The following is a 13,673-nucleotide window of genomic DNA, read 5'->3' on the forward strand; positions in this document are numbered from 1 at the left end:
ACCGATGGCCTGGCCGGTACCGGCCATCCCGTGGCGTTGTTAACGCACGGTTTTTCGCGCATCCGGTGTTTCCCGGCTGCACGACGGGATTGCGGCGTTATGTGACTTGTCCGGGCCTCCTTCAGGCGGCTAGGCTTAACCACGATACGGCCGAAGGGGGGGACCCGGCGGCCACTGCGTCCTGTAACCCATATGCCGTGACGTCGTCGTCGGCTTGCTGGAGCCGTCGGATGTCTCGATCTCTCACCTCGCGTGCTCAACTCGCAACGTCGGCCGAAGGGCTGGCGGCTCGAGGGGGGCGCCTGGGGCGGAGCCTTCGGACCTCCCTGCTCGCCAGCGCGGCCGTGTTTCTTGCCGGTCAGGCGTACGCTCAGGATGTCGCGCCGGTCGCCCCGCCTGCGGGCCGGGAGCTTCCGGTTGTGGCCGGGGTCGTGCACGGCGGCGTCTCATTTGATCGCAGCGCGCCGAACCAGCTTCTGATCACCCAGTCGACCGACCGGGCGATCGTCAACTTCCAGAGCTTCGACATCGCGGCCGGTGCCGGGGTTCGGATCGATCAACCCGGATCGCTGTCGGCGCTTCTGGGTCGCGTGACGGGCCAGGACGCCTCGATCATCGCCGGGTCGCTGAGCGCCAACGGCCAGTTCCTGCTGGTCAATCCCAACGGCATCGCCATCACCAATGGCGCGACCATCGACACGGGGGCCTTCGTGGCCTCGACACTGGACATCGCCGACGCCGACTTCCTGTCCGGCAACCTGACTTTCCGCCGGACAGGCCGGGCTGCGACCGTCGTCAATCAGGGGACCATCGCCGCCTCCCAGGGCGTCGCCCTGATCGGGTCGGGCGTGGTCAACGAGGGCGTGGTCGAGGCCCGTCTGGGCCAGATCGGCTACGGGGCCGGTGACCTCGTGACGGTGGATTTCTCGGGTGACCGGTTCCTGCAGGTGGCGATCCCCGTCTCGGACGCCGCGGGTCTGACCGACGCGCTGGGACGGCCGTTGAGCGCGCTGGTCCAGGCGGGTGGCACGACCCGGGCCGAGGGCGGTCGCATCTATATCTCGGCCCAGGGCGCGCGCGACCTGATGCTGGGCGCGGTCAAGGTGGATGGATCGCTGATCGCCACGACGGTGCGCGAGGGCGCCAACGGCCGGGTCCATCTGGGCAATGTCGCCATCGATGGCGGCACGACCGGTCTGGTCCAGGTCACGGGCCGCATCGACGCCTCGGGCGGCACGGGCCTGAACGGCGGCGCGGTCGAGGTCTCGGGCGGCTTTCTCGGCATGGGCGGAACGGTCGACGCCTCGGGCGGCGTGAACGGCGGGTCGGTGACGCTGCGGGCCGGGCGCGCGCTCAGCCTGGCGGACCAGATCGCCGCGGTCGGACGGACCGGTGTCGGCGGTCAGCTGACCTATACCTCGGGCGGCTCGGTCACAGAGATTCAGGGCTCGGTCAACAACGCGTCTGGCGGCCTGCACGGCGGCGTCATCAGCGTCGCGGCGAGCGGCGACCTGGCGACCTCGGGCGTCTATCTGGCCTCGGGCCTGCTGGGTTATGGCGGGCGGGTCGATCTGACGGGGGGATCGGTGCGCCTGCTGTCGACGCAGATCGACGCCTCGGGCGGCGCCCTGGGCGGGCTGGTCCGCGTGGGCGGAGCCTTCCAGGGCGGCGCGGCCGATCGCGTGGACCGGATCGACTATGCGGCGCACGAGGGCCGGTTCGGCCCCCTGCCGACCCTGGCCAATGCCCGGACCACCTTCGTCAACGACGGGGTCGGCATCAATGTCGCCTCGGCGCGAGGGCAGGGCGGGTCGGCCGTGATCTGGTCCGACGACCTGACGACCATGCTGGGCTTGGTGCTGGCCACCGGTCGTCGCGGCGGCGGCTGGGTCGAGGTCTCGGGCAAGGAGACGCTGCGCTATGTCGATCTGACGCGCATCGACACCGGCGCGGGCGGCGGCCTGCTACTGGACCCCAAGGACATCGTCATCGGCGACTTCGCCCAGGCCCAGGCCTGGCAGTATGCCGGGATCATCGGGACGGGGTTGGGCACATCGGATCGGGACGTGGGTACGACTCTCGAGGCCTTCGACCAGTTCGGAAGCTCCGTATCGTTGAACGCGGCGGGCGACCGGCTGGCGGTCGGGTCGGCGGGCGACGACGGCTTCGGCACTGTGGCTTTCGATTCCGGCAGGGTGCGTCTGTTCACCTTCACCGACACCAGCTTCGGCGGCGGCGCACTCGCGGCCACGATCGGCCGAGGCTATACTGGCGGCAACAACGTCGACCTCGGCACCGCCCTGGAGACCAACGACGCCTTCGGCTATTCCGTCTCTCTGAACGCGGCCGGGGACCGGCTGGCGGTCGGGGCGACCCAGGACGACGGCTTCGGCAATCTTGTTCCCAACTCCGGCTCGGTGCGGCTGTTCACGTTCGCCGACACCAGCTTCGGGGGCGGTGCGCTCGCGGCGACTATCGGCCGGGGCTATACCGGTGCGAACAACCTCGATCCCGGGGCCATCATAATCAACAGCGAAGCGTTCGGCGCCTCCGTTTCGCTGAACGCGGCCGGGGACCGGCTGGCGGTCGGGGCGCTCAACGACGCCGGTGTCGGCAATGTGGCCAACGCTTCCGGCTCGGTGTCGCTGTTCACCTTCAGCAACACCAGCTTCGGGGGCGGCGCGCTCGCGGCCACCATCGGCCGGGGCTATACCGGCGGCAGCAACCTCGACCTCGGAACCGCTCTGGAGTCCGGCGACCGGTTCGGCCAATCCGTTTCGCTGAACGCCGCCGGGGACCGGCTGGCGGTCGGGGCGTACACCGACGACGGCTTCGGCAATGTAGCTAGCATTTCCGGCTCTGTGCGGCTGTTCACCTTCAGCAACACCAGCTTCGCCGGCGGCGCGCTCGCGGCCACGATCGGCCGGGGCTATACGGGTGGAAACAATCTCGACCTCGGAACCTCCTTGGAGGACTTCGACCTGTTCGGCACCTCCGTCTCGCTGAATGCGGCCGGAGACAGGCTGGCGGTCGGGGCGCAAGGCGACAGCGGCCTCGGCAATGTCGCCAGCAGTTCCGGCTCGGTGCGACTGTTCACCTTCAGCAACACCAGCTTCGGGGGCGGCGCGCTCGCGGCCACCATCGGCCGGGGCTATACCGGCGGCAACAACATCGACCTCGGAGTCGCCCTGGAGGACGGCGACGCGTTCGGCACTTCCGTCTCGCTGAACGCGGCCGGGGACCGGCTGGCGGTCGGGACGCCCCAGGATGACGGCTTCGGCAATGCGTTCGCCGACTCCGGCTCGGTCCGGCTGTACACCTTCACCAACACCAGCTTCGCCGGCGGCGCGCTCGCGGCGACCCTGGGCCGGGGCTATAACGGTGGAAGCAATGTCGACCTCGGCACCGCCCTGGAGGACAGCGACAACTTCGGCGCCGCCGTCTCTCTGAACGCGGCCGGAGATCGGCTGGCGGTCGGGGCGACCGGTGACGACGGCTTCGGCAACGTCGCGAGCCTGTCCGGCGCGGTGCGGCTGTTCACCTTCACCGACACCCGCTTCGGCGGCGGCGTGCTCGCGGCGACGATCGGCCGGGGCTACACGGGCGGAAACAATCTGGACCTCGGGACCGCGCTGACGGCCGGCGACGGCTTCGGCTACTCCGTCTCCCTGAACGCGACCGGGGACCGGCTGGCGGTCGGGGCGGTCGGTGACGACGGCTTCGGCGATGGGTTCAGCAGTTCCGGTTCGGTGCGGCTGTTCACCTTTGCGGACACCAGTTTCGCCGGCGGCGCACTCGCGGCCACCATCGGCCGGGGCTACACGGGCGTGAACGACCTGGACCTCGGAACCACCCTGGAGGCCAATGATTTTCTCGGCTACGCCGTCTCGCTGAACGCGGCCGGGGACCGGCTGGCGGTCGGGGCGATCGGTGACGACGGCTCGGGCAACGCCTTCAGCAACTCCGGTTCGGTGCGGCTGTTCACCTTCAGCAACAACAGCTTCGCTGGCGGTGCCCTCTCGGCCACGATCGGCCGGGGATACACGGGCGGAAACAATCGCGATCTCGGAGCCGCGCTGGATATCAACGACGTCTTCGGCGTCTCCGTCTCGCTGAACGCGGCCGGGGACCGGCTGGCAGTCGGAGCCAACCAGGATCGGGGCGCTGCAAATTCGTTCAACGGTATCGGCGCGGTGCGGCTGTTCACCTTTACGGACACCAGTTTCGCCGGCGGCGCGCTCGCGGCCACCATCGGCCGGGGCTATACGGGCGGGAACAATCTCGATCTCGGCACCTCGCTCGAGGCCTTTGATTTCTTCGGCATCTCCGTCGCGCTGAACGCGGCCGGGGACCGGCTGGCGGTGGGGGCGAGCGGTGATTGGGGAGCAGCCAACTCGGTCACCAACGCCGGCTCGGTGCGCTTGTTCACCTTCGCCGACACCAGCTTCACCGGCGGTGCGCTCGCGGCCACCATCGGCCGAGGCTACACAGGGGGGAACAACCTCGACCTCGGTACAGCGCTCAAGTTCAACGACCGGTTCGGCCAGTCCGTCTCGCTGAACGCGGCCGGGGACCGGCTGGCGGTGGGAGCGTACCAGGACGACGGCTTCCTTGCTTCGTTCGTTGATTCCGGCTCGGTGCGGCTGTTCACCTTCAGCAACACCGACTTCGCCGGCGGCACGCTCGCGGCGAGGATCGGCCGGGGCTATCCAGGCGGCGACGATCTCGATCTCGGAGCCGCTCTGGAGAGCAACGACGTCTTCGGCGTCTCCGTCTCGCTGAACGCGGCCGGCGACAGGCTCGCGGTGGGGGCTTACGGCGACGACGGCTTCGGTAATCTCTGGAGCAACACCGGTTCGGTGCGGCTCTTCACCTTCGCCGACACCGGCTTTGGCGGCGGGACGCTCGCGGCCACAATCGGGCGGGGCTATACGGGCGGAAACAATCTCGACCTCGGGTCTGCCCTGGAGGCCAACGATCAGTTCGGCTGGTCCGTTTCGTTGAATGCGGCGGGCGATCGCCTCGCGGTCGGGGCGCGCATCGACGGCGGCTTCGGGAATGCGGCCGGAGCCTCCGGCTCGGTACGGCTGTTCACCTTCACCGACACCAGTTTCGCCGGCGGCGCGCTCGCGGCGACCATCGGCCGAGGCTACACGGGCGGAAACAACCTCGACCTCGGGACCGCGCTGACGGCCGGCGACCTGTTCGGCCAGTCCGTCTCGCTGAACGCGGCCGGGGACCGGCTGGCCGTCGGGGCTTTTAGCGACGACGGCTTCGGCGATATGGCCCCCGATGCCGGCTCGGTGCGGCTGTTCACCTTCGCTGACACCAGCTTCGGAGGGGGTGCGCTCGCCGCCACGCTTGGCCGCGGCTACTCCGGCGCGAACGATATCGACCTCGGAGCCGCCCTGGAGTCCAGCGACGCTTTCGGCTGGTCGGTTTCGCTGAACGCGGCCGGCGACCGGCTGGCGGTCGGGGCGGCCTACGATGGCGGCTTCGGCAATGTCGCGAGCCTGGCCGGCTCGGTCCGGCTGTTCACCTTCACCGACACCAGTTTCGCCGGCGGCGCCCTCGCCGCGACCATCGGCCGAGGCTACACCGGCGCGAACAATATCGACCTCGGAACCGCCCTGGACGACCTCGATTTCCTGGGCGATTCCGTCTCGCTCAACGCGGTCGGTGACCGGCTGGCGATCGGGGCCAGCGGCGACGACGGCCAGGGCAACGCGTTCTCTGGTTTCGGCGCTGTGCGCCTGTTCACCTTCACAGGGACCGGTTTCGCGGGCGGCGCGCTCTCGGCCACCCTCGGTGCTGGCTATGCCGGAACGGGTGACCTGGACCTCAGAGCCGCCGGATTGGCCCCGGGGTTCGGCAGCGCGGTGGCCTTCGACGCGTCGGGCGACCGGCTGGCGCTCGGCACACCGGGTTTCGGAGCCAGTGCGGGGGCGGTGCATCTGTTCACGTCCAGCACGACGCCGGTGACCAGCCTGGCCTTCGCCGACAACGCCACGGGAACCAGCAACATCTCCGCTGCGGGGCTCGCCGCGGCCCTTGCGGGCGGGACCGCGATTTCGCTGGAAGCCTCCAACGACATCACGGTGGCCAGCGCCGTCAACGTGACCGGAGCGACCGGCGGGGCGCTGAGCCTGACGGCGGGGCGGTCGATCCTGCTGAACGCCTCGATCACCACGGCCAACGGCAATCTGAACCTGACCGCCAACTCCGGCGGCTCGGACCTGACCACCGTCAACGCCAACCGTCAGGCGGGCGCGGCCGTCATCACCATGGGCACCGGCGCAACCATCAATGCCGGAACCGGGGCGGTGAACATCGCGCTCGCCTCCGGCACCGGCCTCACCACCCCGACCAGCGGATCGATCACGCTGAACTCCGTCACGGGTCGAACGATCACGGTCTCAAACTCTGGCCCGACAGCGGGCAGCAACATCGTGCTCAACACCGGCGCGGTCCTGACCGCATCGGGCACGGGCCGCGCTATCGACCTTCAGGCCCGCACCGGCACCTTCACCAACAATGCCGGGACGGGTGTCTTCAGCCTGACGGGCGGCGGCACCTACGGCGTCTTCTCCGACAACCCCGACAACACGCTCGAGGGGGTGACCGGCTTCACGCGCCGCTACAACATCGCCGATGCGACCGCCTTCGCCGGCTTCGCGCCCGCCGGGGCCAATGTGATCGCCTACCGGATCGCGCCGGTCCTGACCGTGACCGCCGATACGCTCAGTCGCTTCTACGGCAACGCCAACCCGACCCTGACCTATGGGCTGACCGGCTTCCTGACCGGCGACACTGCCGCCAACAGCACGACCGGCGCGGCCAGCCTCAGCACCACGGCGACCGGCACGACCGGCGTAGGGTCGGTGCCGATCGTCGCGGCCCTCGGCACACTGGCGTCGGATCTCGGCTACCAGTTTACCTTCGTCAACGGCGCACTGGGCATCACGGCCCGGCCCCTGACCATCACGGCCGATGCCCTGTCGCGGATCTACGGCAACGCCAATCCCGTCCTGACCTATGCTGTCGGGGGACAGGGTCTGGTCAATGGCGACACCCTGACCGGAGCGCTGGCCACCACGGCCACGACCACCACCGGCATCGGCACCTCGGCCATCACACAGGGGACCCTGGCCGCCAGCGCCAACTATGACGTCACCTACGTCGGCTCCAACCTGACCATCACCCCGCGACCGGTCACCATCACGGCCGATGCCCTCAGCCGGATCTACGGCAACGCCAACCCGGCCCTGACCTATGCGGTCGGCGGCTCTGGCCTCGTCAACGGCGACACCCTGACCGGGGCTCTGGCCACCACCGCCACCACCACGACCGGCATCGGCACCTCGGCCATCACACAGGGGACCCTGGCCGCCAGCGCCAACTACGACGTCACCTATGTCGGATCAAACCTGACCATCACCCCGCGACCGGTCACCATCACCGCCGATGCCCTCAGCCGGATCTACGGCAACGCCAACCCGGCCCTGACCTATGCGGTCGGGGGACAGGGTCTCGTCAATGGGGACACCCTGTCGGGGGCACTGGCCACCACGGCTACGACCACCACCGGCATCGGCACCTCGGCCATCACCCGGGGCACGCTTGCCGCCGGTGCCAACTACGACGTCACCTACGTCGGCTCCAACCTGACCATCACCCCGCGACCGGTCACCATCACGGCCGATGCCCTCAGCCGCATCTACGGCAACGCCAATCCCGCCCTGACCTATGCGGTCGGGGGACAGGGTCTCGTCAATGGGGACACCCTGTCGGGGGCGCTGGCCACCACCGCGGTCCAGACGAGCGGCGTCGGGTCGTTCGCCGTCACCCGGGGGTCGCTGACGGCCGGTGTCAACTACGAGGTCACCTTCGTCAACGGCACCCTGACCATCACGCCGCGGCCGATCACGATCACGGCCGATGCCCTTTCGCGTCTGGTGGGCCAGACCGACCCGGCCCTGACCTACCGGGTCACGACAGGAGCCCTGCAGTTCAACGACACGCTGGCCGGCAGCCTGACGCGCACGCCCGGGGAAGCCGCCGGTGCCTACCCCATCCTGATCGGGACCGTCGCCAATCCGAACTACCAGATCAGCTATGTCGGCAACGTGCTGACGATCAACGCCCCGCCGCCCCCGCCGCCGCCGCCGCCGCCGGTCCCGGTGCCTGAGCCCACGCCCCTCCTAGCACCAGCGGTCATCCCTCCCAGCCAGTTGGCGACGACCGCTCCCCTGGGCCAGCCCAACTCCACCGACGGGGCCCCATCGACCACGACCCGGACCGTGTCCACATCGACCGTTGTCGACATCGGCGCGGATCTGGCGACTTCGTCGGATGATGGTGAAACCGGCGTCGCGGCTGGAACCTGCGCCGTTTCCGCCGCCGGCGTCTGTCTGCCCAGCCAATAGGGATATAACCATGACGTCTTCCCTGCTCAGGGCAGCCGCGCCCTTCGCGCTGGCTGTCGGGACCGCCCTGGCCCTGGCCGGGCCGGCCCTCGCCCAGACCCAGTCGCCCAGCCAGGTCCCGCCCGGACAGACGCTCGAGCGCCGGTCGCCCTCGACCAGCTTCCGCTTTCCCGCCGCCCAGGGCCTGACCGCGCCCGAGGGGGCCGCGGCCATCCGCTTCGCCCTGCGCGACCTGCAGGTAGAAGGTGGACTGGCGCCTCTGGAAGCCCGGACGCAGGCCCTCAAGCCGGCCGTCGGCGCCGAGGTCTCGGTCGCAGAGGTCTACGACTACGCCGCCGCGTTGCAGGCCGCCTATCTCGATGCCGGCTATCCCCTCGTCCGGGTCGTCGTCCCCGCCCAGGATCTCGAGCGTGAGACCGGCATCGTCCGGGTCCTCGTCGTGTCCGGGTTCGTGGAGCGCATCGACGTCGAAGGCTTGCCGCGCGCCGTTCGCGGCCGGGTCCAGAGCGTGCTCGCGCCGCTCCTCGATCGCCGGCCGCTGCGCGCTGCCGAGTTCGAACGCCGCCTGCTGCTCGCCGGCGAGACGGCCGGCGTGGCGCTGGAATCCGCCCTCAGTCCCGGCACCCGAACCGGCGGCACGGTCCTGATCATCGGGGGCGAACACCGGCCGGTACAGGTCGCGCTCGCCCTCGACAACGGCCTGAGCGAAGACCTCGGGCGCGAACAGGCGACGGGGTCCGTCGCCCTCAACAGCCTGCTGGGTCTGGGCGAGCGCATCATCCTGACGGGGGCGGTGTCACCGGACGACGTCTCCTGGTCGGACGACACGCTGCGCCGCTACGCCTCGATCTACGCCGAACTCCCGATCGGCCGCGACGGCCTGAGCCTGGGGGGGGAGTACGCCTACAGCGCGTCGTCCCCGCAAGGGAGCAGCGCGCCGCTTCTGCTGCAGAGCGACTTCACCCGGGCCGGTGCCTTCGTCAGTCTGGCGACCGTGCGCTCGCGGGTGCGATCGCAGACGGTCAGGCTGACCTTCGATGCTTCCGAAGAGGAGCAGACGACGGGCCTGCTGGGGTTCCCGCTCGCCCTGTTCACGGATCGGACCCGCGTGGCCCGGCTCGGCATCGACGGCTCCGAACCCATCATCCTGGACGGACGCCTGGGCTACGAACTGGAGGTCTCGCAAGGCTTCGACGGGCTCGGCGCACGATCCATCGACGAAGCGACGCCCCTGCGGCCCCTGTCGCGGTTCGGGGCCGATGCCGCGTTCACCCGGCTCCAGGGCGGCCTGAGCGTCCTCATGCCGCTGGGCGGTGCCTTCTCCGCCCAGAGCATCCTGCGCGGCCAGACCGGGTTCGGCGATCCGCTGCTGCGCTCGGAACAGGGCAATATCGCCTCCGGCGATCTCGTCTCCGGCCCGCCGGCCGGCTCCCTCGTGGGTGACGACACCTTCGCCGGCCGCATCGAGGTGCGCCGCAGCGTGAGCCTCGGCCGCGCCGCGCTCCTGCCCTATGTCTTCAGCGCCGCGGGTCGGACATGGCTGAAAACCCCGCTGGTCGGCGAACGCGAGCAGACCGACACCGGCGCGATCGGGGCCGGGGTGCGGTTCGAGGCCGCGACCGCCGGCAGGGCGTCGGTGTTCGGCCGTCTGGAATGGTCGCACGTCGAAAGCGAACAGACGTTCGCAGACAGGAACTGGGTCTCGGTTTCGCTGACCTTGAGGTACTAGCGTCCGGCTCATGCGACGGGCGGCATGATGTCTGACAGAGGCCGCTCATCCGACGCGTATGCGAGCGCGGGGCCCGACCGCCGGCTTTCAATGCGGCTGCCGAAGGCAGGCCACGAGCGCCTAGTTCGGCTGGAACGCCCTGCCACGATTGCCCATCAGCACCCAGCCAGCGTTCGTCGGCTGGTAGCCGCCCTTGGACCTGGCGACGGCCAACCCCAGCACCGCCAGCTCTGACCCTCGACCGGGTGACGTCGCACGGGCGGGGTCGACCATATCGAGCAGAGCCTCAACGCGCTCGGGGTCGGTCATCATCGGATGTCTCTGCTTTGGGCTGGAAGGTGTGGCCGAGCGATACCACAGCGATCGAGGCCAAGCTTGGTCCTCATTTCAGGCTGGCGGCAGTTGGCCGGGATCTGGCGGACGGCATCCCACGTCGGACCCCCGACCGCCCCCGCCGGAAGGCACGTCCGCCTCGGGCGATGTGGATATCCTACGGGAAGAGGTGGTGCCGCTTAGGTGACTCGAACACCTGACCCCCGCATTACGAATGCGATGCTCTACCAGCTGAGCTAAAGCGGCTTGCGGCGAGGGCCATGGGCCTCGCGCGAGAGCGGCTGTTTATACGCCGGCGCGGGGATTGCCAAGGGCCGCCAGAAGCGCCGCCTCGGTCGGGGCCGCGGCGATCCGGATCTCGGCGAATCCGGCGTCGGCCAGCGGTTCGGCGGCGGCGGCGGAGATGGCGAGCGCGAGCCGGAGGGTCGGCCGGTCCCCCAGCGCGATCGCCAGGGCGCGACCGGCACGCGGTGAATGGATCAGGACGGTGTCCCAGTCGCCGGGGGGGGCGGCCCCGGTTTCCTGTGCGCCATAGACGGCGATGGACCGTACCCGGGCGGCGTCGCCGACGGCGGCGGCCAGATCGCCCGCGGGCTCCAGCGCGCCGGGATGCAGGACCGACTGCCCCGGGGCCGCGCTCCGGACGAGGGCGGCCAGGGCCTGAAGGTCTCCATCCGCCGACCGGACCGAGGCGAATCCCGCCTCGCGGGCGGCGCGGGCGGTGGCGTCGCCGACCGCGAGGACCGGCAGGGCGCGTTCGGTGGACAGGGCCGCGAAGGCGGCGACGCCGTTGAGGCTGGTGAAGGCGAGGGCCTGGACGCCGTCGAGGTCGAGCGCGACGTCGAGCGGACGGATGGCCAGGAGCGGCACGACCAGCGGCGTGTGGCCCAAGGTGGTCAGGCGTTCGGCCGTGCGGTCCGCCCCGGGTCGGGCGCGGGTGACCCAGACGCGGCGGCGATCGGCCAAGCGCTAGACCGGGACGCTCTGGTCGCCCGCCGCCGCATGGACCTCATGGCCCAGACGGAGCCCCAGGTCGCGGGCGTTGTCCATGGCGCGGCCGGGCGCGTCGGGGGCGGTGATCAGGGTGATCTCGCCCGCGCGCCGCCAGCGGGCCGTGCCGTCGGGGGCCAGCATCTCGGTGGTCAGGGTCAGGCGGTCGCCGTCGATGTGGGCATGGGCCCCGACGGCGGTGCGGCAGGAGCCTTCCAGCGCCACCATGGCGCCGCGCTCGGCGGCGACGCAGAGGGCGGTCGGGCCGTGGTTCATGGCCTGGACCCAGGCGTGGTCGGTGTCGCCCTCGCGCGTCTGCAGGGCCAGGGCCCCCTGACCGGGCGCGGGCAGGAAGGCATCGACCGACAGGAAACCGCGCACGGCGTCGGAGCGCCCCAGACGGTTCAGGCCGGAGGCGGCCAGCAGGATGGCGTCGAAATCCCCCTCGGCCGCGCGGCGCAGCCGGGTGTCGATGTTGCCGCGCAGCATCTCGATCTGCAGGTCGGGACGGAGCGCCAGCGCCTGGGCCTGACGGCGCAGCGAGGCGGTGCCGAGGCGACCGCCGTGGGGCAGATGCTCCAGCTCGTCGAAATCGCGGCTGATGAAGGCGTCGCGGGCGTCCTCGCGCTCGGGGATGGCGGCGATGGTCAGGCCGGGGGGTTGTTCGGCGGGCACGTCCTTCATCGAATGGACGGCGATGTCGACGCGGCCGTCCAGCAGGGCCTCCTCGATCTCCTTGGTGAACAGGGCCTTGCCGCCCACCTCCATCAGGCGTCGGTCCTGGATCTGGTCGCCGGTGGTGACGATCTCGACCAGCACCACCTCCTCGATCGGCAGCTGCATGGCGGCGGCGATGGCCCGTTGCATCATCCCGGACTGGGCCAGCGCCAGGGCGCTGCGTCGGGTGCCTATACGTATCGTGGCCATGCGTGTCCGTTGCGTGTGGTGTCCGGGGTCGCTACCTGAACCCGGTGGAAATCGAGGCCGACCCTATCACCGAAATCACAGCCGAAAAGCCGGTTTCCACGCGCGCTCAAGCAGGGAGCGACCGCACAGTTTATCCTCGGGCCGATCAGAGATCGGACCCGGGGGCGAGCGGTAGCGCGCTGACCATCCTGGGCCTCGAGACCAGCTGTGACGAAACGGCGGCGTCCGTGGTGCGGCTGACGCCCGACGGCGAGGCGACCGTGCTGTCGTCCGTCGTCCATTCCCAGATCGACGATCATGCGGCCTTCGGCGGGGTGGTGCCCGAGATCGCGGCCCGCAGCCATGTGGAGATGATCGACGGCGTCGTGCGCCGGGCGATGGTTGGGGCCGGCATCGGTTATGACGGACTGGACGGCGTGGCGGCGACCGCCGGGCCGGGGCTGGTCGGCGGGGTCATGGTGGGGCTGGGCTTCGGCAAGGCCGTGGCCCTGGCGCGCGGACTGCCGCTGATCGCGGTCAATCATCTGGAAGGCCATGCGGTGTCGGCGCGGCTGGGGGCCCGGGTCGCCTATCCGTTCCTGCTGCTGCTGGTCTCGGGCGGGCACTGCCAGCTGCTGGAGGTGCGCGGGATCGGCGACATGAGCCGGCTTGGCACCACGATCGACGACGCCGCCGGCGAGGCGTTCGACAAGATCGCCAAGGCCATGGGGCTCGGCTACCCCGGCGGCCCCGCGCTGGAGAAGACCGCAGAGGGCGGCGACGGATCGCGCTTCGACCTGCCGAGGGCGCTGCTGGGGCGCAAGGACTGCGATTTCTCCTTCTCGGGGCTGAAGACGGCGGCGTCGCGTCTCGCCCAGACCTGCGAAACGGATCAGGACCGGGCCGATCTGGCCGACGCGGTCCAGAGCGCCATCGCGCGCCAGCTGTCGGAACGCTCCGACCGGGCGATGGCCGACTATGCCGAAAAGCACGATCACCGGCTTTTCGTGGTGGCCGGCGGCGTGGCGGCGAACAGGACCGTGCGGCGGGTGCTGGAGGCGACGGCGGACGCGCGCGGGTTCGCTTTTCTCGCGCCGCCCATGGCCTATTGCACCGACAATGCGGCGATGATCGCCCTGGCGGGGGCGGAACGGCTTCAGCTGGGGCTGGTTTCGGATATCGATGCGCCCGCCCGTCCGCGATGGCCGCTGGACGAGGCGCGCGCCCTGGCCGATCCTGTCCATCCGACCGGGCGCAAGGGCGCGAAGGCCTGAGGCCTGCTTTGAAGG

The 13,673-nt window shown here is 70.3% G+C and carries 6 protein-coding genes and 1 tRNA gene; 3 read left to right on the forward strand and 4 right to left on the reverse strand.

The window, feature by feature from the left end:
- Positions 1-419: 419 nt before the first annotated feature.
- Positions 420-8,426 (forward strand): MBG domain-containing protein, encoded by an 8,007-nt coding sequence (locus BRESU_RS16735; RefSeq protein WP_013267823.1) that lies wholly within the window; start codon positions 420-422, stop codon positions 8,424-8,426.
- Positions 8,427-8,436: 10 nt separating this feature from the next.
- Positions 8,437-10,155, forward strand: coding sequence for a ShlB/FhaC/HecB family hemolysin secretion/activation protein (locus tag BRESU_RS02040; protein WP_013267824.1), 1,719 nt, complete (start codon positions 8,437-8,439; stop codon positions 10,153-10,155).
- 120 nt (positions 10,156-10,275) lie between these two features.
- On the opposite strand, the gene BRESU_RS02045 is transcribed toward BRESU_RS02040, so the two are convergent.
- The 4 genes from BRESU_RS02045 to hemC form a co-directional block, all read right to left on the reverse strand.
- On the reverse strand, positions 10,276-10,467 hold the full coding sequence (locus BRESU_RS02045; protein WP_013267825.1) for a hypothetical protein: 192 nt from the start codon (positions 10,465-10,467) through the stop codon (positions 10,276-10,278).
- 191 nt (positions 10,468-10,658) lie between these two features.
- Positions 10,659-10,734 (reverse strand) — tRNA-Thr (locus tag BRESU_RS02050).
- Between the two features lie 39 nt (positions 10,735-10,773).
- Positions 10,774-11,454 (reverse strand): uroporphyrinogen-III synthase, encoded by a 681-nt coding sequence (locus tag BRESU_RS02055; RefSeq protein WP_013267826.1) that lies wholly within the window; start codon positions 11,452-11,454, stop codon positions 10,774-10,776.
- A gap of 3 nt (positions 11,455-11,457) precedes the next feature.
- Positions 11,458-12,405, reverse strand: coding sequence for a hydroxymethylbilane synthase (gene hemC / locus BRESU_RS02060; protein WP_013267827.1), 948 nt, complete (start codon positions 12,403-12,405; stop codon positions 11,458-11,460).
- A 179-nt stretch (positions 12,406-12,584) separates the two neighbouring features.
- Here hemC and tsaD point away from each other — a divergent pair, with 179 nt between their 5' ends.
- Complete coding sequence (gene tsaD, locus BRESU_RS02065; RefSeq protein WP_041761897.1) at positions 12,585-13,658, forward strand: tRNA (adenosine(37)-N6)-threonylcarbamoyltransferase complex transferase subunit TsaD; 1,074 nt, start codon at positions 12,585-12,587, stop codon at positions 13,656-13,658.
- The last annotated feature ends 15 nt before the right edge of the window (positions 13,659-13,673 follow it).

This window comes from Brevundimonas subvibrioides ATCC 15264, from assembly GCF_000144605.1.
Lineage (GTDB): Bacteria > Pseudomonadota > Alphaproteobacteria > Caulobacterales > Caulobacteraceae > Brevundimonas > Brevundimonas subvibrioides.

Coding starts and splice junctions, on each gene's coding strand:
- BRESU_RS02040 (WP_013267824.1), top strand. CDS start 8,437: ATGACGTCTTCCCTGCTCAGGGCAGCCGCGCCCTTCGCGCTGGCTGTC.
- BRESU_RS02045 (WP_013267825.1), bottom strand. CDS start 10,467: ATGATGACCGACCCCGAGCGCGTTGAGGCTCTGCTCGATATGGTCGAC.
- hemC (WP_013267827.1), bottom strand. CDS start 12,405: ATGGCCACGATACGTATAGGCACCCGACGCAGCGCCCTGGCGCTGGCC.